At 61.4% G+C, this 20,358-nt stretch carries 14 protein-coding genes; 7 read left to right on the top strand and 7 right to left on the bottom strand.

Features of this window, described 5'->3' with window-relative positions; genetic code table 11:
- Positions 1-108: 108 nt before the first annotated feature.
- From Q5H93_RS23160 to Q5H93_RS23150, 3 genes are all read right to left on the bottom strand, one after another.
- Positions 109-1,176 (bottom strand): flavin-containing monooxygenase, encoded by a 1,068-nt coding sequence (locus Q5H93_RS23160; protein ID WP_305009114.1) that lies wholly within the window; start codon positions 1,174-1,176, stop codon positions 109-111.
- 9 nt (positions 1,177-1,185) lie between these two features.
- The gene (locus Q5H93_RS23155; protein ID WP_305009113.1) at positions 1,186-3,927 is read right to left on the bottom strand and encodes a PAS domain-containing hybrid sensor histidine kinase/response regulator; all 2,742 of its coding nucleotides are present in this window, start codon (positions 3,925-3,927) and stop codon (positions 1,186-1,188) included.
- Positions 3,928-4,132: 205 nt separating this feature from the next.
- Positions 4,133-5,494, bottom strand: a complete 1,362-nt coding sequence (locus tag Q5H93_RS23150; protein ID WP_305009112.1) for a sigma-54-dependent transcriptional regulator — start codon at positions 5,492-5,494, stop codon at positions 4,133-4,135.
- Between the two features lie 346 nt (positions 5,495-5,840).
- Here Q5H93_RS23150 and Q5H93_RS23145 point away from each other — a divergent pair, with 346 nt between their 5' ends.
- Positions 5,841-8,021, top strand: a complete 2,181-nt coding sequence (locus Q5H93_RS23145; RefSeq protein ID WP_305009111.1) for a T9SS type A sorting domain-containing protein — start codon at positions 5,841-5,843, stop codon at positions 8,019-8,021.
- 243 nt (positions 8,022-8,264) lie between these two features.
- Here Q5H93_RS23145 and Q5H93_RS23140 read toward each other — a convergent pair whose 3' ends face one another.
- Positions 8,265-9,887 (bottom strand): T9SS type A sorting domain-containing protein, encoded by a 1,623-nt coding sequence (locus Q5H93_RS23140; RefSeq protein WP_305009109.1) that lies wholly within the window; start codon positions 9,885-9,887, stop codon positions 8,265-8,267.
- Positions 9,888-10,317: 430 nt separating this feature from the next.
- On the opposite strand from Q5H93_RS23140, the gene Q5H93_RS23135 reads away from it, so the two are divergent.
- Positions 10,318-11,205: a DNA/RNA non-specific endonuclease gene (locus Q5H93_RS23135; RefSeq protein WP_305009108.1), complete on the top strand. Its 888-nt coding sequence runs from the start codon at positions 10,318-10,320 to the stop codon at positions 11,203-11,205.
- Between the two features lie 82 nt (positions 11,206-11,287).
- Here the strand turns inward: Q5H93_RS23135 and Q5H93_RS23130 are convergent, their stop codons facing one another.
- Genes Q5H93_RS23130 through Q5H93_RS23120 form a run of 3 tightly spaced genes read right to left on the bottom strand, consistent with a single transcriptional unit; the run spans position 11,288 to position 12,904 of the window.
- Positions 11,288-12,481 (bottom strand): T9SS type A sorting domain-containing protein, encoded by a 1,194-nt coding sequence (locus tag Q5H93_RS23130; protein WP_305009107.1) that lies wholly within the window; start codon positions 12,479-12,481, stop codon positions 11,288-11,290.
- A gap of 45 nt (positions 12,482-12,526) precedes the next feature.
- Positions 12,527-12,772 (bottom strand): hypothetical protein, encoded by a 246-nt coding sequence (locus Q5H93_RS23125; RefSeq protein WP_305009106.1) that lies wholly within the window; start codon positions 12,770-12,772, stop codon positions 12,527-12,529.
- Between the two features lie 6 nt (positions 12,773-12,778).
- The gene (locus Q5H93_RS23120) at positions 12,779-12,904 is read right to left on the bottom strand and encodes a hypothetical protein (RefSeq protein WP_305009105.1); all 126 of its coding nucleotides are present in this window, start codon (positions 12,902-12,904) and stop codon (positions 12,779-12,781) included.
- A gap of 801 nt (positions 12,905-13,705) precedes the next feature.
- On the opposite strand from Q5H93_RS23120, the gene Q5H93_RS23115 reads away from it, so the two are divergent.
- The 5 genes from Q5H93_RS23115 (at position 13,706) to Q5H93_RS23095 (ending at position 20,357) form a co-directional block, all read left to right on the top strand.
- The gene (locus Q5H93_RS23115) at positions 13,706-14,725 is read left to right on the top strand and encodes an amino acid--tRNA ligase-related protein (protein ID WP_305009104.1); all 1,020 of its coding nucleotides are present in this window, start codon (positions 13,706-13,708) and stop codon (positions 14,723-14,725) included.
- A gap of 110 nt (positions 14,726-14,835) precedes the next feature.
- Entirely contained in the window at positions 14,836-15,678 is an 843-nt protein-coding gene (locus Q5H93_RS23110) for a dihydroorotate dehydrogenase (RefSeq protein ID WP_305009103.1), read from the top strand.
- Positions 15,679-15,688: 10 nt separating this feature from the next.
- Positions 15,689-16,462: an orotidine-5'-phosphate decarboxylase gene (pyrF, locus tag Q5H93_RS23105; RefSeq protein WP_305009102.1), complete on the top strand. Its 774-nt coding sequence runs from the start codon at positions 15,689-15,691 to the stop codon at positions 16,460-16,462.
- Between the two features lie 90 nt (positions 16,463-16,552).
- Positions 16,553-17,182 (top strand): orotate phosphoribosyltransferase, encoded by a 630-nt coding sequence (gene pyrE / locus Q5H93_RS23100; protein WP_305009101.1) that lies wholly within the window; start codon positions 16,553-16,555, stop codon positions 17,180-17,182.
- Between the two features lie 136 nt (positions 17,183-17,318).
- The gene (locus Q5H93_RS23095) at positions 17,319-20,357 is read left to right on the top strand and encodes a phosphoribosylformylglycinamidine synthase subunit PurL (protein ID WP_305009100.1); all 3,039 of its coding nucleotides are present in this window, start codon (positions 17,319-17,321) and stop codon (positions 20,355-20,357) included.
- Position 20,358 lies beyond the last annotated feature (1 nt).

Below are 20,358 nucleotides of genomic sequence, written 5' to 3'. Positions count from 1 at the left end.
CAATAAGAATAGGAGAAGAGGAATTCGCTGCCCTAAGATAACGCCGAAAGTCAGCTTTCCATACAACCCGGTTTTCGGCCGCGAGGTTCGTACAACATTATGGCATCATTAGGGCTGTTGGAGTAAGGTGCGCACCACGCGCCGGGCGTCGCGGCCGGCGCCGTACAGCAGGGCCGAGCCCCGATTATCAAGCCAGGGCAAGCCCAGAAAAGCCAGGCCCGGCACCGCCGTCAGGCCCCGGTGGTGGCGCGGGCGGCCGTCGGTATCAAAAATAGGTGCTTCCAGCCAATCGTAAGCGGGCCGGAAGCCGGTGGCCCACACCACGGCCTCCAGCGGGGGCGTGGTGGCGAGCTGGCCTTGTAGGCAGCCATCGGGCTGAGCAGCAATGGCCCGGCCCACAAACTGCACGTTGGTGAGCCGGCGCAAATGAATGAAGTCGCGGCTAACTACGGTTTCGGGCTGCCGCCGCAGCCAGCGGCCTAGGCGGCTGTGGCCGGGGGCGCGCAGCAGGCCGGTTAGCACCATAATGAGCCAGCCCAGGTGGTTGTTGGCGAAGGGTTTCACGCGTTCATCAAAAGCTATATACACCGGGCGGCCGCTCACGGCTAAATCAGCCGCGATTTGCAGGGCCGAATTACCGCTGCCCACCACGGCCACTGCGCCCCGGCCCGGCACCTGGCTGGGGCGCTGGTACTGACTGCTGTGTAGTTGCAACGGATTAGTCGGCAGATTGCTGGCAAACGCCGGTAGCCGGGGCGCCATGTACGGCCCGGTGGCCACCAGCACGCGGCGGGCGCGGTAAGTAGCCCCCACCGCCGTTTCAAGCTGAAAGCTGCCATCGGCCAGCGGCCGTAGTCGCGTGACGCGCCGGCCAAAGACAACGGGAAAGGCAAAATGAGCCGCATAGGCCTGCAGGTAAGCAGCCGCTTCCAGGGTAGTGGGGTAGTGCCAGGGGCTGCCGGGCCACGGCCGGCCCGGCAGCCCGCTGGCCCAGACGGGCGAAAACAGGCGCAGCGAATCGTAGCGGGCGGTCCAGGCGCTGCCAGCGGTATCAGCGGCTTCCAGCACGATGAACGGCGCGCGGTGCTGCTGCAGATAATAGGCGGCTGCCAGCCCGGCCTGGCCCGCGCCAATGACGATATTGTCAATGGCAATAACGCCTGAAACGCTGGGCAAAGCGGGCACTTATTTCTCCGGAAACTCGGTGCGGAGCTGGGTCATCACCTGCTCCGTCACCTCGCGGATGTGCGACACGCTGCGCGTAGCCTGCTGCAGGTTGGGCGGCGTGGTGTCGCTGTAGCTTTCTACCTCGCGCACCACCTGGCGCAGGCTTTCCACGCCCAAGCCGTCGATGGAAGCTTTCAGGTGGTGGGCAGCATCGCTCAGGGCCTGCCAGTCGCGGCGGAGCAGCGCATCGTCGAGCGCCGAGAGGATGGCCGGCGTGGTTTCGATGAAAGCCCAGGCGAGGCGGCGAACGACGGCCTCATCGTGGCGGACGAGCTGACGCACGTTGCTCAGGTCGTAGAGGGAGAGGGTAGAAGATGGCATACTGGTGGTTTGGTAAGTGGGTAAGGGCTCGGCCGCGTGCGAGCTCAGCACGGACCGTAGAACGTCGAGGAGCTGCTCCTCCTTGTAAGGCTTGGCAAGGTAGCCGTTAAAACCGGTCGAAAGCAAGCGCTCGGCCTCGCCGGGCATGGTGCGGGCGGTGAGGGCAATGATGGGCGTGGCGGCGCGCTCGGCATTGGGGTGCTCGCGCAGGTGGCGGGCGGCGGTTTCGCCGTCCATGCCGGGCATCTGAATATCCATCAGCACCACGTCAAATTCGCGGTCGGCAAACAGCTCAACGGCCGCCGCGCCGCTGAAAGCCGCCGTGACCTGCCAACCCCAGTTGCGGAGCAGAGTTTCGGCCAATAAGCTATTCACCAGGTTGTCTTCGACCAGCAGCACGCGGCCGCCCTCGGTCAGGGCGGGCCCATCGGTGGGGGTGGGCGCGCCGGTGGGCTCGGCGGGAGCTTCCGGTTCGGCGCCGGCTTCGGCCGTCAAGGGCAGCACAAAGCTGAATTCGCTGCCCTGACCCGGCGTCGATTGCATCGTGAGTTTGCCGCCCATCAGCTCCACCAGGCCTTTCGAAATGCTCAGCCCCAGGCCCGAGCCGCCGTACTCGCGGTCGGTGCTGGCGGTAGCTTGGGTAAATGGCTCAAATATCTTGTCGGCTACTTCTGGGGCTACGCCAATGCCTGTGTCCAGTACGCTGAATTTTAGCCATATTTCCTCGGATGGCGTGTCGGCCGGGGCGGGCTGCCGCTCACAGCGAATCTTTATTTCGCCTTCTTCGGTGAACTTGATGGCGTTGCTAACCAGGTTGAGCAGCACTTGGCGCAGGCGGTGCGCATCACCCAGCACAGGCAGCAGCGGCGGCACCTCTACCCGCAAGCGCAGATTTTTCTCGCGGGCGCGGGGGCGCAGCAGGGCCGCGCAGCCCAGTAGCAACTGCTTGGGAGTGAATAGGGTTTCTTCGGCTCGCAGCTTGCCCGCGCCGAGACGGGCCGTTGTCAGCACGTCATTGAGCACCGTGAGCAGGTGCTCGGCCGAGTCGCTGAGCAGGCGCAGGTAGTCGAGCTGACTGCTGCTGAGCGAGGTCTTGGCCAGCACGCCCGCCAGCCCGATAATGCCGTGCAGCGGCGTCCGGATTTCGTGGCTCATATTGGCCAGAAAATCCTGTTTGGCCTGCACATTCTGCTCGGCTTCTTCCTTGGCGGCCTGCAGCTTCAGCTGCGTGGTCTTCAGCTCGGTAATATTGCTGTCGACGCCCAGCACCTGCTCGGTACCATCGGCCAGCACGAAGAGGCGTTTCAGCGTGTTAAACCACAGAACGTTGCCGTCTGGCATGGTGTAGGTTTCCTCCACGTTGAGGTCCTGATGCGTCGCCAGCACCTGGCGGTCCTGGGTGGTGTAGCGCTCAATATCCTGCGGAGTGCCAGTCAGGCCATCGCGCCCGCGGCGCACCATCTCCTCCGGAGTCGAGCCATACATTTCGGCAATGGCACGATTGGCCAGCAGGTAGTTGCCATTGCCATCCTTGAGGTAGACCGGGTGCGGAATTGCGTCGATAACCTCCCGAAACAGCCGGTGCTGCTCAGCCAGCCGCTCCAGGTCGAGGCGGCTGCGCTCGGCTGTTTCCCGCCGCTCCGTCACGTCTTCGGCCACCCCAATAACGGTGAGCACTTCGCCGGCAGGGCCGCGCTCAAACGGGGTGTGCGTGGCATAAAACCAACGCAACGAGCCATCCCGATGGTAAACAGAATACTCAATGGCGCAGGATTCGTGGTCGGGCAACTGCGCGGCTTCGGCCAGGTTTTCCCGAAAACGCTCGGCTTCCTCCGGGGGCAGCAGGTGTTGGAGTACCTGCCCGCCGTGCGCCTGAATTTCGGCTTCGGTATAGCCCAACAGTTTTTCTACCCGCGAGTTACAATACAGGTTGCGCATTTCGCGCAGTTCGAATACGTACAGTAAATTGGGAACAATATCAACAATCTGCCGCAGAAAATGACGGTTGTGGCGCAGCTCGGCCACGGCGGCGCGGTGCCGGGTAATATCCTCAGCGCTGCCCGTTACCTGCTGCACTTGGCCTGTGGGTCCGGTGAGGCTGGCGCGCACCCGCAGGCGCATCCAGCGCCAGCTGCCGTCGCGGTGTCGCAGGCGGCAGGCCCACGTCAGGCTGCGCCACCCAGCCAGCAGCAGGTCGAGGTTGCTGTGTTCGATGCGCTTCAACTCGTCCTGGTGTATCAGGCAGGGCAGAATATCCGCGCCCATGGCCAGCAGCTCCTCTTTGGTGTAGCCAATAGTGTTAACTGCCCGGCTGTTGCACTGTAGCAGGCGCTGGTGCTGCAGGTCGTAGCTAAATAATAGCAGCGGTACTTCGTCCACGACATCGGCGGCTAAAAATGCTGCTCTCGCACTGCCCGGCTGGCTGGCGCGCGCGCTGCCTACCGAGCGGGCAGGGGCACTCTTACCCGCTGGGCCCAGCGGGCGGCCAGATTTTCGAATAGGGGAGTGAGGGCGGGAGCGACGCATCGAACAACCAGGCTGTTTAAACTACCGCGAAAAGATAAGTACAAAAAAATGCCTTTTGCTAGTTACTTGGCTCCGCTATAATTTCTTTGTCCTTAAGCATGCGGTAGATAGTTGACTTACCGATGTCCAGCCGCGCGGCCGTAGCCAGCACGTCACCCTTCATCTCCAGAAGGCATTTCTGAATGATGGCAGTGGTCTGCACTTTCAGCGACATCATGTGCAGAGGCGGCGTTGCCGTGAGGTTTTGCCGCAGCGGCAACTGCTCCGCCTGAATAATTTCGCCGTCGGCCAGCACTGCGGCCAGTTCCACCACGGCCTTCAGCTCGCGCACATTGCCCGGAAACGGGTGCGCGAGTAACATCCTGCGGGCTTCGTCGCTCAGGCGACACGACGCCAGGTTGTTCTGTGCGCAGAACTCGCGCACAAACGAATCGGCCAGCAGCAGCACATCCTGCCCGCGCTGCCGCAGCGGCGGCACCGTAATGGGCAGGCCCAACAGGCGGTAATACAGGTCTTCGCGGAAGCGGCCGGCCTGCACTTCGGCCAGCAGGTCGCGGTGCGTAGCCACCACCAGCCGCACATCGAAGGGTACGGGCTGGTTGCCGCCGATGCGCGTCACTTCGCGCTCCTGCAGCACGCGCAGCAGCTTGGCCTGCAGGGCCAGGTCGAGGTCCGCAATTTCGTCCAGAAACAAAGTGCCGCCGTTGGCTTCTTCCAGCCGGCCGATGCGGCGGGCTGCTGCCCCCGTGAAGGCTCCCTTCTCGTAGCCAAATAGCTCACTTTCGAGCAATTCGCGCGGAATAGCAGCCATGTTCACGGCTATAAAGGGCCGTTTGGCGCGCGTCGATTGGAAGTGGATGGCCCGTGCCACCAACTCCTTACCCGTGCCCGTTTCGCCCGAAATACTGACTGTGATGCTGGTGCGGGCGGCTTTGGCAATCAGTCCGTGTAACTGTTTGACCGACGGGTGTTCGCCCAGAATAGCCTGCGCCGGCGCGTAGCGCGCCCCGATTTGCTGGCGCAGCAACTCGTTTTCGCGGCGCAGGCGCACCTGCTGCTCCACTTTACCCACAATATTCCAGAGCCGGGGCAGGGTGTCGTCATTCTTCACGAGGTAGTCATAAGCTCCTTCCCGCAAAAGGGTTACGGCCGTGCTTACGTCTTCCTGACCCGAAATCACTATCACGGCCACGCCCGGCAGCCGGGCCTGAATCTGGCGCATCAGCTGCTCGCCTTTGGCATCGGGCAATGAATAATCAAGCGTGATAAGGTCGGGCCGGTCGCCGAGGTGTTCGAGGCATTCAGCGGCCGTGGTGAAGCGCCGCACGACGTGGTCAGAGTTTTGGCTGAGGCGGTGGACCAGCAGCTCGCCATACCACTCATTATCCTCGACTACAAAAATTTGAAAAGGTGAGGTCATATTAATTATTTTATTGTATAAATTAATGCTATGTGCTTGCAGCCGGTATAAGTAAGCAAGCCAAACGCTAACGACGTTATCGCGGAAATATATCCGCAATAGGGGCCAGCCGGGGCCCTAAATGAGCAATGGAAATGCAAAGCTGCAAACGAAGACTAAAACTGATTTTTAGCCAAAGTAGCAAATGGTCCCAATTTGGGAAGAAATTCCAGATTTGGGACAGATGTAAATTTGGTTTGTGTTTTTAATATTGTGAATAACAGAATTTTAAAGATATTTTACGAGCTTGGCCGGGCTATTGATACCTGTGCCACTGGCAAAGGTGCCGCATTTAAAAAAGCTTGTCATGAAACCCGCAACTATTACTTCGCTATATCATCAGCGCCTGTGGGTGCTGGCTCTATTATTACTCTCGGGGCTTGGAATAGCGGCTCCGCCGCAGGCCTCGGCGGCGGTTTTTTACTCCACTACCAGCCAGTTTCAGTCGAGTGCCGATTGCACTATTCCAGCGCTTTGCGGTGGTGGCGTGTACCGCGGCAGCCGTGCTGCCGATGCCGACCTAAATAACTACGCAACCCTCTACTCGTCGGTGGCTTCGTCGGTAAAGCTGCGGTTGGGGCTAAGCGGCACCGGCAACGCTGGCGACCGCGCCGGCGTGGTAGTATCGAATGGCAGCCTGGGCTTGCTGGGTGGGCTTCAGGTAATTGGGGTAGTAGTAATTCGCACTTACCTGCAGGCCGGCACTTCGCTGCAACTGCAGGAAAGCCGCATCGTGTCGCCGTCGGTAGTGAAGGCGGCGCTAATGGACCGTGATACGCCTACCCAATTAGAAATTACAGCTAGCCTGCCCTTCAATCAGATTGAAATTGAGATGGGTAGCTTATTAAACCTTACGTACGCCATGCGTGTGCATTATGCTTACGCCGTGCCCTCGCGGGTGCAGCCGCAGGTGGCGGGCTACATTTCCCGCTTTGGCAGCGCCACTGGCAACCAATACAGCACGGCGGGCACTGGCTCGAGCGGCGTGTGCGTGAATACGGATGTGAGCAACCCTGAGCGGGCCGTGGATAACGATTTGTCGAACTATGCCAGCTTCAGCAGCCTGTTGACGGTAGCTTGCCCGGCCACTCTAACTACCAGGCTGGAAGGCACCTCGCCGGCGGGTTACTACGCTGGTTTTATGCTGGGTAGCGCCGGGCTGCTCGATGCCAGCGTGCTGGCGGGCCTGCGCATCACGACGCTGCTGAACGGCGTGCCGCAGGAGTCGCACGTCGGCGGCGACCTGCTGCAATTGTCGGTGCTGCCCGATGGGCAGGCGCAGGTGAGCTTCCCTACCAGCTATGCCTTTAATGAAGTTCGGGTAGAGCGCATAGGGCTGCTCTCGGCTCTCGATAATCTGCGCATTTACTACGGCTTTGGTGTTGAGCCAAGGGCATTTGAGGGCAACACCAATGTGCTTTCCAATTTTGGGAGCCCCGCTGGGCACTACGAGACTTCGACCAATGGATTGCTCTGCGTGAACTGCTCGGTAGTGAATCCGCAGAACGCCGCCAACGCTTCGACCGACCCCAATTCGTATGCTGAAATGAACCTGCCGCTGTCGCTGGGCGGCGAGCAGAGCCTGCGCCTGCAGCTGAACGGCACGGGCAGCGCCGGCAACCGGGCCGGGATGGTAGTAGGTGGTTCGGGCCTGCTCGACATCAGCGTACTCGATAACATGACTATCTCGACCTACGATGCCGGCGGCAACCTGCTGGAAAGCCGCGTGGGCCGCGAACTGCTGTCGCTGCGCCTGCTGCCCGACGGCCGCCAGGAAGTGTTTTTCAACACTACCCGCGACTTCAGCTCAGTGCAGCTGACCATTGCCAGCGGCCTCACGGCCCTGTCGAGCACCCGTGTGTATTACGCCTTTGCCGACGACCGCACCGGCGATTTCCCGCTGCTCGTGACGCCGCCTGCCCCGCTACCCGTCGAGCTGACGGCCTTCACGGTCCGCTGGAGCAACGGCCGCGCCGAGCTCAGCTGGGCCACCGCTTCGGAAAAAAACAGCAGCCACTTTGTGGTGGAGCGCTCAACGGGTAGCGAAGCGTCGTTCCGCGCCATTGGCGTGGTGGCCGCCGCTGGCAACAGCAGCACCCCGCAGCAATACATGTTGCGCGACGCTGCTGCCGCCACACAAAACGTGACGACGCTCTACTACCGCCTGCGCCAAGTAGATAATGACGACAAGCAAGCTTTCTCGCCGGTGGTGGCCTTGAAAGTAGGCCCGACTGCTGTGGCAGCCATACTCCAGCTGTACCCGAACCCCGCCACCGAGGCCGTCACGCTGAGCTACGCTGGCCTCACCTCCGCCGCTAAGGCTGAAGTATATTCCGAAATGGGCCAGCTAGTGCGCCAGCAGCTTGTGACCGAGGTGGAAACCACAGTCAACACCACTAACCTGGCCAGCGGCCTCTACCATGTGGTGATGCGTGATGCCGCTGGCAAGCAGCTGGCTTCGCAACGACTGATGGTAGCTGGCCGCTAATAATGACTACTTGGCCACCCGGAGCTGGTACACTGGCTCTGGTGGGCAGGCTGCAAGCAACTATCTGTCTTCTGCCTGCAAGGGGAAACCATATTCTGCCCAATTGCTTGTGCTGCATGAGCTATAGCCAGCTAAACTGGTGTTTATTATCAATTCTGGTTCGACATTTTTTAGCCCGATATTTATAATAAAAATCCCCGCTGGCATGCCAGCGGGGATTTTTGCTGTTATAGAGACTTGTGCTTAGTTAGCGCGAAGCAGGCGCACGGTTTGCGTGCCATTAGCAGCGCGGGCCAGGTAAAGGCCGGCCGGCACCTCGGCGCCGGGCTGCCAGCGCACCGAGCCGTCGACCGAACTGTTCACGTGGCCCACTACGCGGCCCAGCTGGTCGCAGATGGTGAGCTGCTGCACGCCGGGCTGGCTGAGCGTAAACTGCACTTCGCTGGTGAAGGGCGTAGGGTAGGCCAGGATGGCGCTGCCAGCCGTCGGCCGCGTGGCCAAAGGTGAGCGATACACCCGGAAAGCAAGGGTTTGAGTTTCGTTGCCTTTCAGTGGGCAGGCATTGTCTTCGGCCGTCACAGCTACACGGTACAGGCCATCGCGCAAGGTTAGCGGGGGCGTGAAGGTGAGGCGGGCGGTCCCGGAGCCGGCCGCTACCAGGCGGGCACCAGGCACGGTGTTGTAGTCGAGCGACATCGAAATTACCTGGTTTGGGTTGCGGTCGGTAGCCGTGAGGGTCAGCGTAGCAGGCTCACCGGCCCGAATAGGAATCACGGTGTTGAGTGACTGAGTGATGGTGCTGGTGCTCACCTGCATGGCCGCCGTGCGCAGGAACGTGGGTGGGACGTTACGCCCGCAGTCATACACCGTCAGGAAGAGGTCGCGGCGGGCCGTGCCCACCACCACGTAGCTACCGCCAATCTTACGGTACTCCGTGATTTTCACCACCACTACGTACTTATTCTTGCCGGCCGACGAAGCCGCCACCGAGTCAAAATAAGCCGGCTCCACGCGCAGCGCGCCACTGTTGGTGTCAAAATCGAAGCGCGGCGTGACTGTTTTATTGGGACACAGGCCGATAGTATCGTTGGTAACGGCTACCGGCAGCGTGGCCGAATACGTGGCCGGGCTGCTTGGCGGGCAGCTAAGCATGCAGGCCGGGCTGGTGCTCAGCACGGCCTGCGTGCAAAGCGAACCCGGATACGGCGCGTAGGCCGTGTACGTGCCGCAGCCTTCCAGCGGCCGGTCGAGCGAGTACACCAGCGAGTCGCCGTCGGCATCGAAAGCACTGTTGCTCAACAGCGAAGTCTGCTTCCAGGGAATGAAAAACACCGGCAGGTTGCTCGACACCGGCGAGGTGTTAACGATGGTTTGGGTGGTGCCACCGGCGCTGATTTGGTTACGCAGCACGGCCTCGAAGCGGAACGTCGCCTGACCCACTAGGTTGGCGGTGCTGGGGCGGCAGCACTCCTCGGTGCTCAGCACCCACTCGGCGGCGGGCGGCAGCGTCACGGTGGCCACGAAGGTGTTGGTTTCGTAGTTGGCCGGGCCGTTGGTGGTGCAAATGCCTGTGAGCGTGGCGCAATACTGGTTGCCGTAGAGCGTGGCGCCCTGACGGTTCATCACGGCCGTCACTACGCCTGTCGTCGAGGTGCAGCCACTCGATTTACAGGTGAGCTGCAGCGTGGTGGGTGCCGGAATGCCCGAGCAGTCGCGGAAGTGGTGCACCACCACGCGGTATTGGTTGTTACCCAGCGAGGTGTACGTCAGGTCGCCGCCCTGGGCGTGTGTGGCAAAGGCCGGCTGGTTGGCCAGCAGGCCAGCTCCCAGCAGCAGAATGGAGGAGAAGCGTAAAAAAGTATTCATGTGGAAGTGAAAAAGGTGAAGTGAAGAAATAAGCTTGCAAATGGGACCATAAAGCTGAGGTAACGGCCTTGTCAGCAGGGCAGGTGCACGTCACCAGCGGCCAGAAAACAATATACGGTTATCCGTGGCCCCAAGGTAAGCGAAGTTTCTCGCAATGCAAGGGTAAGCGGTTGTGAATAGGCGCGTAAGCGCGAAAAAGGCCACTGTGGCCTTCGGGAAGAGGGTATAAAATTTTGGCATCGACGGTAGCGCCGTACTACGTTGACTATTATCTGCCATGAATAAGCTGAACATTACCATTGAATTTTAATAGCTAGCCGACGGTTATCGGGCTTGATTTTTTGATAACATTAACCGTGTCGTTTTCGGGCACGGAGTGAGGAATTTTGCCGGGCAATTCTGCACCACTATTCCCCCAATCCCCCGCTTTATGAAGTTTACTTTTACCTGTGCGGCTAGCCTGGCGGCACTCCTGGCCCTGGCCGTATCGTGCTCGAAAGACGAGCAAAATGTGCCCACAACTCCTACCGCCGCCGTCAACACGCAGGCTGCGACGGCCACCCGCGACAGCCACTTGGCGCTGGGCAACCCCAGTGGGGCCACCACTAATGCCACTAACTACACCAACTACCTGCTGTCCAAAACCCAATACTCGGCCTCGTATCACCGCGACCGCGGCATCCCAAACTGGGTGAGCTGGCACCTGAGCAGCGCCTGGGTAGGCAGCACCCCGCGCCAAGACAACTTTGCCGCCGATGCTACGCTGCCCAGTGGCTGGTTCCGCGCCACCAGCAGCAGCTACACCGGCTCGGGCTTCGACCGTGGCCACAATTGCCCCTCGGCCGACCGCACCGGCTCGGTGGCCGACAACTCGGCTACCTTTCTCATGACCAACATGATTCCGCAGGCCGCCAACGTGAACCAGCGCGGCTGGGCCGGGCTCGAAAATTACTGCCGCACGCTCATCGATGCCGGCAACGAGCTCTACATCATCTGCGGGAGCTACGGCACCGGCGGCACCGGCCTCAATGGCTACAAAACCACCATCGCCAGCGGCAAAGTCACGGTGCCCGCCAATTGCTGGAAGGTAATTGTAGTGCTGCCCAACGGCAGCAGCGACGTGAGCCGCGTGACCACCAGCACCCGCGTCATCGCCATCAACATGCCCAACAACCAGTCGGTGAGCACCTCCTGGGCCGGCTACCGAACCACCGTCAACGCCATTGAAGCTGCCACGGGCCTCGACCTGCTGTCGGCTGTCTCCACCACTATCCAGAGCACTATCGAATCGCGCGTGGACAACGGCCCCACTAGCTGAGCCATCTTCAGCCCATCGCGCTAAAACAAAAAATGCCCCGCTGGCCAAGCCAGCGGGGCATTTTTCATAAATTGAAGTCAGCTTACTTCGTGTCGCTACGCAGCAGGCGAATCAGCTGGCTACCATCGCCCGAGCGGGCAAAATAGAGGCCCGCTGGCAGCTCGGTGCCGGGCTGCCAGCGCACCGAGCCGTCGGCCTGGCTGCGGAGCGTCGTGACGAGGCGGCCCAGCTGGTCGTACACGCCGAGCTGCTGCACGCCGGACTTGGTCAGCTGAAACTGCACTTCGCTGGTGAAGGGCGTGGGGTAGGCGGCAATGGTGGTAGCGGCGCGGGTGGCCAGCGTGCGGTGCACACGGAAAGTCAGCAACTGGGTTTCGTTGCCCCTGAGGGGGCAGGCGTTGTCTTCCACCGTCACTGGCACGCGGTAAAGGCCGTTGGGCAGTCTGAGCGGCGGTGTGAAGTTGAGGCGGGCCACACCCGACCCGGGGTTCTGCAGCGTCACGCCCGGCACGTTGTTGTGCATCAGCGAGAGCGTCAGGGTTTGGCCGGGGTTGCGGTCGGTGGCCGTCAGGTTTACGCTGATGGGCTCGCCGGCCAGCACCGGGATGGGCATGCCGATAGGCTGTTGCACCTGCGAGGTGCCTACCTGCACGCCTATGGTGCGGGTGAGGGTGAGCATCTGGTTAGTACCGCAGTCGTATACGGTTACGAATAGGTCGCGGCGGGTGCTGCCTACTACCACGTAGCTGCCGCTAATTTTGCGGTATTCAGTGATTTTCACCACCACTACGTATTTGTTTTCGCCATCGGCCGAAGGTGAATTTGCCACATAGCGGGAGGGGTCTACCAGCAAAGCACCGGTAGTGGCGTCGAAGGCAAAGCCATTGGGGCTGGGTACCAGGGTGCGGCTGGGGCAATTGCCAGTAATATCGCCACGCACGACAACGGGATTCGTAGCCGAGAACATAGCCGGGAGTGTCGAACCAGGGAGCAGATAGCAGTTGGGACTCAGTTGAACCTGCGTAAAACTGGGATAAGGTTTATAGGATACATACACATTGCCACAGGCCGAAATCGGTTGGTCAAGCGAGTACACCAGCGAGTCGCCATCGGCATCGAAAGCGGTGTTGCTAAGGAGGGAGGCTTGCTTCCAGGGAATGAAGAAAGCCGGGTTGCTCGGCGACACCGGGGAGCTATTGACGATGGTTTGCATCGTGCTGCCCGTCGTTATCTGATTATTTAGCGCTGCTTCGTAGCGGAAGGTAGCTTGGCCCACCAGATTGGCGGTGCTGGGGCGGCAGCAGATTTCGGTGCTCAGCAGCTACTGGCCCGGGGTGACGGTGATGGCACTGGTGGCGTATGTGTTGCTTTCGAAGTTATCTGGCCCACTAGGAGCACAGAGGCCGCTAGCAGTAGCGCAATACTGCGTGCCTACCGTGATGGAATTGGGCACCGGGTTCATCGGATAGCTGCCCTGCGTGGTGCCGTTGCAGCCGTTTTTGACCAAGAGCGTCATCGACGCAGGCAGCGTCGCGCCCGAGCAGTCGCGGTACATCTTCAATACCACGCGGTACTAGTTGCCGCCGAGCGAAGTGTAGGTCAGGTCGCCACCCTGGATGTGCGTGGCCTGCGCCTGCTGGCCGAAGCCCAGGCAGAGCGCCACGAATAGGAGAGCGAAGAACCGTAAAAGAACTTGCATAGAGTTGTGGTGAGAAAAGTGGTGAAAAATAAGGTGACAGTAATCAGCTGCTAAGTAGCATAACAGCTGGCATCTGCGACAAGCAGGCCATCGGCTGGCAATGTATGAATAGTTCCTGAATTCATAGCTTTAACCCGTTGGCCGCCTGCGCTAATACCTGCTGCTACTACCGGGCAACTGCCATCACCGGCCACGAAAAAAGCCCGAACTACCTCTGAAGGCAACGCGGGCTGAGCATTTTTAACGCTTTCCACCAAAAGTACCACGCCGGTACACTTGCGGAATAAAGAGCCAAAGTTACGGCTTGAAACCAGTGCGCCGCAATGGGTGAGAATTTCTTAAAAAAAGATTTTCAAGCCCGTAATGTGTGAAAAGCGTCGTTCTGAAAGGAATTAGCCGAAAACTCACACCAAAATTTTGTAGCGGAGAGCAGTAAAAAAAAATTAACAATAGGGGAGGGTTTGGAGCAGTAAAAACGTGTCGTAATTTTGCATCGTGCTTCAGCTAAATCAACACCCCTTGATGAAGTGCGGGACGCCGGAGACGGCCCCGCAGAAACGCCGGAAGGCGTTGGCCGCCGTTGGTTTTGTTGCTTTTTCTGGTTTTTGCCCCATCGCCGTTCCGGTTTTCCGAAACGGTTTTTTTGTGCCTAACCCGGCCGCCGTGCCACCGCTGTTAGTGTAGCCGTTTCGCCCCGAAACGGCTTTTTTTCTGCCCGATTTTTCCTGGGCCTGGCCACGCCTTGCCCGTTCGATTCCAACTTTTTTAACTCAATAACCTCTTTAAACCACCATCTAACTAATGGAAACCGCCACCCTCACCGCTCCGGCCCACGCCCACACCGGCAACCGCAACCTCAGCACCGACCCCAAGCGCATGGCGGTGATTAAAGTATGGGACGCCATGATGCGCGGCGCCCGCAAATACTGCGAGCAGGAAGGTTTCGTGACCGTGCACAACATGCCCCACATTGTGGGCGTGACCGGCGCTTGCGAAAACACCGACACCCTCTTCACCCTCGACTGGTACGACGGCCAGAAAATGTTCCTGCCGCAGTCGAACCAGCTCTACATCGAGATGCTGACCCAGGCCATCGAAGGCGGCCGCGTGTGCGGCGAAATCCAGAGCTTCCGCAAGGAGCTGACCGCCGACAACCGCCGCCTGGCGCAGTTCACGCTGTTCGAAATCGAGCACCTCGGCGGCCTCGACGAACTGCTGGGCCACCTGTCCGGCATCGTGCGCACCGCTGCTAATGAAGTGGCTACCAAATGCGCCAAGGAACTCGAGTTGTTCGGCCGCAAAGCCGAAGACCTGGTAGACCTGACCTTCAAGCGCATGACCTACGCCGACGCCATCGAGCGGCTGAAGCCCGAAGGCTTCCCCGACCTGGTGTGGGGCGACGACCTGGGTGCCGCCGAAGAAGGCCGCCTGACCGAGCTGGAAGGCCCCATCTTCATCACCCACTACCCGGCCGACATCAAGTTCTTCAACATGCGCAACAACGACGACGACCCCCGCGTGGTAAACAGCAGCGACCTGCTGCTGCCGCTGTCGGGCGAGTCGGCTGGTTCGGCCGAGCGTGAGTTCGACGGTGCCAAGCTGCGCCACAAGCTGGAAACCAGCTCGATGCTGGAAGGCCTCATCCGCCAGGGCATGAAGCTGGAAGACTTCGAGTGGTACCTGAGCTTCCACGAGGAGCACGAAGTGAAACTGCACTCGGGTGCTGGTGTGGGCATGGCTCGCGTAGCCCAGTTCATCCTCGGCCAGACGGACATCCGCGAGTGCGTACCGTTCCTGATTAACCGCGACAACGTAATCTAAGGAGCTATGAGACAAAGCGCCCGGCACCCACCGGGCGCTTTTGTTTTTATACCTGTTTAGGTTTTATCGCTGCCTCCCGCGCTCCTTTCTTCTCCCCCAACTTCCCCTTTATGCAACTCGGCTCCCTCACCCTTGCTAACCCCGTGTGCCTCACCGCCACGCCCTGGGAGCTCGACGGCCCCGGCTACGAACAGCTCGGCGCCATCTTCACCAAAACCGTGACCATGGAGCCCCACGCCGGCCTGCCCGGCGACGAAGGCATCCTGCAGGTGGCCGACCTGACGCTGCTCAACCGCACCGACATCCGCACCGAGGGCGCGGAGCTGCTGGTGCAGGAGCACCTGCCGCGCCTGCGCCGCTTCGGCGTACCCATCTTCGTGAGCATCACCGCGCCGGGTGTGCCGGGCTTCCGCAAAATTGCGCGCTACCTCCAGCGCGAAGCCGGCGACCAGATTGCCGGCCTGGAGGTGTACATCAGCGCCGGCAACCGCCCCACGAGCACCGAAATTACCCCGCGCTTCGTGCGCGAAGCCACCGAGGCCGTGCGCAATGAATTGCGCACCGACGCAGCCGTTATCGTGAAGCTGCCGCCGTGGCCCGACCACATCCGCGCCCTGGCGTTGGCCGCGCAGGAGGGCGGCGCTACCGCGCTGGCTGCCACCAACACCCTTAAAGTATTGCACCTGCCCGCCGACCCTACGGCTGCGCCGTTGGTGGGCGGCCTCTCAGGCGAGGCGCTACGGCCGTTGGCCCTGCGCTGCGTGTGGGAGCTGGCCCAGGATGAGCGGCTGCACCTGCCGATTTTCGGCACGGGCGGTATTTTCACGCTGCGGCACGTGCAGGACTACCTGCGCGTGGGCGCCCAGGCCGTGCAGGTGGCCAGCGGCGAATGGCTCAGTCCCGGCCTCGCGCCCCGCTTGGCGCAGGAAGTGCAGATTAGTGTAAAAGCTTAGTTTCAGACGTATGCAAAAGCTCCTCACGCGCATTCAAACCACCAATTCGCTGCTCTGCGTGGGCCTCGACCCCACCGGCGACGACGCCCGCGCCGCCCGGCGCCTGCGCGAAGTTGTAGCCGAAACGGCCGCCTACGCCGCCGCCTTCAAGCCCAATCTGGCGTTTTTTCTGAGCCGCGAAAACGGCGTGGCCTTGCTGAAAGAAACCGTGGCAAGCATTCCCGCCGACATTCCGGTGATTCTGGATGGCAAGTTTGGCGACATCGCCAACACCGCCGAGCGCTACGCCGACTTTGCCTACGATATTATCGGCGCCGACGCGGTGACCGTGAACCCCTACATGGGCGACGACGCCATCCGGCCCTTCGCCCGGCCCGGCAAGCTGGTTTTCTCGCTCGCCAAAACTTCTAACAAACCCCAGTACGGCCTGCAGGACGCGGCCCTAACCCGCGGCGGCAACCTCAGCGACTGCGCCGCCCGTATCGCCCGGCGACTTGATGAGGAACTGGCGGAATCCACTATCGGCCTCGTAGTGGGCGCCACCGAACCAGCCGCCATGGCCCGCGTGCGCGCCGCCTGTCCGGAGCAGTGGTTTCTGGTGCCCGGCATCGGCGCGCAGGGCGGGGACCTGGCGGCCACGCTGCAAGCTGGCCTGCGGGCCGATGGCAGCGGGGTTTTGATTAACGCTTCGCGCAGCATCTGGCAGGCGGCGGATGCGGGCGCGGCGGCGAAGGAATTAATGGAGCAGATTAATACACACCGCTTGGTGGAAGCAATTAAATAAAAGAACCTGTCATGCTGAACGCAGTGAAGCATCTTGCGTGCAGCAGTAAATTAATTAGTACACCACGCGAGATACTTCACTGCGTTCAGCATGACAAAAGTTAACATGATAGATTCCATTTCCGCCATCGACTCCGCCACCACCCTGGAGCAGCAGCTGCGCCAGGAAGACGCCCTGCTGAGCGGCCACTTTCGTCTCTCCTCCGGCCTGCACTCCGATACCTACGTGCAGTGCGCCCGCTTCCTGCGCAAGCCGGAGCTGGCCGCCGCCGCCGCCGCCGAACTAGCCCGGAAGATTCAGGCCGTCGGGCTGCAGCCGGACACGGTGGTGGGCCCGGCCATGGGCGGCGTGGTGATTGGCTACGAGCTGGCCCGGCAGCTGGGCGTACCCGGCATCTTTACCGAGCGCGACGCGGACGGGCAGATGACCTTACGGCGTGGTTTCAGTATCGAGCCGGGCGAGAAAATCATCATTGCCGAAGACGTGGTGACGACCGGCAAAAGCACCCTGGAGGTGGCCCGCGTGCTGCGCGCCGCTGGCGCCGAGGTGCTGGCCGTGGCCTCGCTGATTGACCGCACGGGCGGGCAGGGCGGGCTCGATTTTCCCCACTTTGCGCTGCTGTCGGTGCAGGCGGCCACGTACCAGCCGGAAGCTTGTCCGATGTGCGCCGCCGGCTTGGCGGTGGTGAAACCCGGCAGCCGGCCGGAGAAAGCATTTTAATAATGAACTGTCATGCTGAACGCAGTGAAGCATCTCGCGTGCAGCAGTATTCCAGAACGTTAGGTTTAGTCACGCAGGCGAGATGCTTCACTGCGTTCAGCATGACAGTTCTGATTAGAGCTTGAATACAAATTTGATGACTGACAACACCCTCCTTCTTTCCCTGAAACCCGGCCAGCACGACGGCGACGGCCAGCGCCTGGCCGAGGCTGCCCAGCGCCACCTCGGCCTGCGCACCGGCCGCGTGCGCAGCCTGGCCGCCTACACCGTGCGCTACCCGCTGAGCGAGGCCCAGGTGCTGGACTTTGCCCAGCAATGCCTGGCCGACCCGGTGCTGCACGACGTGCAGCTGGGGCTGCCCACGGCGGCGGCCGGCTTCGCCAGCTACATCCTGGTGGCCCGACGCCCCGGCGTGACCGACGACGAAGGTACCTCGGCGCAGAATGCCCTGGCCGACTTCCTGAACGAGCCGCTGGACGTGCACACCCAGCATATTTTCAGCAAAAAGCTCTACCTGCTCGAAAACGAGCTGCCCGCCGACGACCTGCGCCGCCTGGCCGAGGAGTTGCTGGGCAACAAGCTCATTAACTGGCTCGAAACCGGCCGCGTGGCCGACGGCCTGCGCGACTATACCCCCCGCCCCGGCGGCGGCGCCGAGGCCGTGACGGAAATCATTTCCCTCACCGGCCTCAGCGATGCGGAGCTGGTGAAGCTGTCGAAGGACAACATTTACGCCCTGAACCTGGAGGAGATGCAGGCGGTGCGCGCCTACTTCGCAGCGGCCGAAACCCAGGCCGAGCGCCAGGCCGCCGGCCTGCCCGCCGACCCGACCGACTGCGAGCTGGAAATCATCGCCCAGACCTGGTCGGAGCACTGCAAGCACAAGGAATTTGCGGCCCTCATCAAGTACAAAGACCTGGAAACGGGCGCGGAAAAGCAGATTGACGGGCTCTTCAAAACATACATCAAGGACGCCACCGCCGAGGTGGACCGCCAACTCCGTGCCAACGGCAACGACTGGCTGATTAAGGTGTTCAGCGACAACGCCGGGGCGGTGCGGATTAACGCCGACTCGCTGTTCGTTTGGAAGGTGGAGACGCACAATTCGCCCTCGGCCATCGACCCTTATGGTGGGGCCATCACCGGCATTCTCGGCAACAACCGCGACCCGCTGGCGACCGGTATTGGCGGCGCGCGCCTGCTGTTTAATACCAACGTGCTGTGCTTCGGCAACCCCGAGTATGATGGGCCGCTGCTGACGGGCCAATTGCACCCGCGCCGCATCCTGGAAGGGGTGCGTAAGGGCATCGAGGACGGCGGTAATAAGTCGGGCGTGCCCACGGTGAACGGGGCCATCGTGTTCGACGACCGGTACCGCGGTAAGCCGCTGGTGTACTGCGGTACCGGCGCGGTGATGCCGATGCAGTTTGCGGGCAAGGATTCCTGGGAAAAGCTCATCGATGCCGGCGACCGCATCATCATGGCCGGCGGCCGGGTGGGCAAGGACGGCATTCACGGCGCGACGTTTTCGAGCATTGAGCTGGACGAAACCGCGCCCGCTACGGCCGTGCAAATCGGCTCCCCCATCACCCAGAAGCTGGCGATGGATTTTCTGCTGCTCGCGGCCCGGCAGGGGCTGCTCAAGTGTAGTACCGACAACGGCGCGGGCGGCCTCTCATCGTCCGTGGGCGAGTTGGCGGGCATCAGCGGGGGCGCGGTGGTGGAGCTGGAAAAAGTACCGCTGAAATACCCCGGCTTGCGGCCCTGGGAGATTTTCGTGAGTGAGTCGCAGGAGCGGTTTACGCTGGTAGTGGAGCCCGCGCGGCAGGCCGCGCTGTTTGCGCTGGCCGCCGAAATGGAAGTGGAATTAACTGATATCGGATACTTTACCAATGACGGTCAGTTGGAAGTAAAGTTTGACGGGCAACCAGTAGCAAAGCTGGCGCTGGATTTCCTGCACGACGGCGTGCCACGCAAAGTGCTGGAAGCCGAGTGGCAGCGGCCGGCTGCCACGGAGCCGGAAATCGCGCCCATCGAAGACTATTCGGCCACGCTGGCGCTGCTGCTGGGCTCGCTCAATATCTGCTCGCGCGAGTCGGTGATTCGCCAGTACGACCACGAGGTGAAGGGCCGCACCATCGTGAAGCCGCTCATGGGCGCCACCGGCCAGGCCCCGCAGGATGCGGCCGTAGTGCGCTTCAATTTTGAGAGCTACGAGGGCGTGGCCGTGAGCAACGGCATCCTGCCACGCTTCGGCGATTTGGACGCCTACCACATGTCGGCCGGGGCCTTTGATGAGGCGGTGCGGCAGATTATTGCCGTGGGCGGCAAGCTGCCTAACCTCACGCCGGGGGACGGTAATTTCTGGTCGGTGAACGACAATTTCTGCGTGCCCGACTCGGTGTACGACCCCACGTCAAACCCCGACGGCAAGTACAAGCTGGCCCAGCTGGTGCGCATGTGCGAAGCCCTGCGCGACGCCACGGCCGCCTACTGCATCCCGCTCACCAGCGGCAAGGACTCGATGAAAAACGACTTCAAGGCCGACGGCGTGAAGATTTCGGTCCCGCCCACCGTGCTCTACTCGATGACGGCCAAAATGGACGACGTGCGCCGCGCCGTAACCTCCGATTTCAAGCAGGAAGGCGACGTGGTGTACCTGCTCGGCGAAACTTATGATGAGCTGGGCGGCTCTGAATTCTACCAGCTTTGCGGCGCGCTGGGCGCCAACGTGCCGAAGGTTAATTTCGCTAAGGCCAAGGAACTATACACGCTCGTGGGCGAAGCCAACGACCAGCAACTCATTCAATCCTGTCACGACCTGAGCGACGGCGGCCTCGCCGTGGCGCTGGCCGAGGCCACCTTCGGCTACGGCTGCGGGGCCGAAATCGAGCTGCCGGAAACAGAGTTGCCGCTGGCCACGCAGCTGTTCTCGGAGTCGCACTCGCGCTTCGTGGCCACGGTGGCCCCGGAGGACGTGGTGGCGTTCGAAAGCATCCTGGGCGAGCGCGCCACGCGCTTGGGCCGGGTCACCGGCAGCGGCCGCCTGCAGGTGCGCCACGCCGGCCGCGTCGTTATCGAAGCTGGCACCGACGACCTGCGCTTCACATGGTCGCACGGGGCCGTGAACCAGCTGCTGGGCGTAAATCAATTGACAATGAACAATGCGCAATGAA

Source organism: Hymenobacter aranciens, assembly GCF_030580865.1.
GTDB lineage: Bacteria > Bacteroidota > Bacteroidia > Cytophagales > Hymenobacteraceae > Hymenobacter > Hymenobacter aranciens.
The sequence above is the reverse complement of the archived record's forward strand: the minus strand, read 5'-3'. Positions and strand labels throughout refer to the sequence as shown.

What these genes read in the sequence shown, in the direction of transcription:
- Q5H93_RS23120 (WP_305009105.1), bottom strand. Translation starts at nt 12,904, where the DNA reads ATGCAAGTTCTTTTACGGTTCTTCGCTCTCCTATTCGTGGCGCTCTGC.
- Q5H93_RS23150 (WP_305009112.1), bottom strand. Translation starts at nt 5,494, where the DNA reads ATGACCTCACCTTTTCAAATTTTTGTAGTCGAGGATAATGAGTGGTAT.
- pyrE (WP_305009101.1), top strand. Translation starts at nt 16,553, where the DNA reads ATGACAAAAGTTAACATGATAGATTCCATTTCCGCCATCGACTCCGCC.
- Q5H93_RS23095 (WP_305009100.1), top strand. Translation starts at nt 17,319, where the DNA reads ATGACTGACAACACCCTCCTTCTTTCCCTGAAACCCGGCCAGCACGAC.
- pyrF (WP_305009102.1), top strand. Translation starts at nt 15,689, where the DNA reads ATGCAAAAGCTCCTCACGCGCATTCAAACCACCAATTCGCTGCTCTGC.
- Q5H93_RS23115 (WP_305009104.1), top strand. Translation starts at nt 13,706, where the DNA reads ATGGAAACCGCCACCCTCACCGCTCCGGCCCACGCCCACACCGGCAAC.
- Q5H93_RS23110 (WP_305009103.1), top strand. Translation starts at nt 14,836, where the DNA reads ATGCAACTCGGCTCCCTCACCCTTGCTAACCCCGTGTGCCTCACCGCC.
- Q5H93_RS23140 (WP_305009109.1), bottom strand. Translation starts at nt 9,887, where the DNA reads ATGAATACTTTTTTACGCTTCTCCTCCATTCTGCTGCTGGGAGCTGGC.
- Q5H93_RS23135 (WP_305009108.1), top strand. Translation starts at nt 10,318, where the DNA reads ATGAAGTTTACTTTTACCTGTGCGGCTAGCCTGGCGGCACTCCTGGCC.
- Q5H93_RS23145 (WP_305009111.1), top strand. Translation starts at nt 5,841, where the DNA reads ATGAAACCCGCAACTATTACTTCGCTATATCATCAGCGCCTGTGGGTG.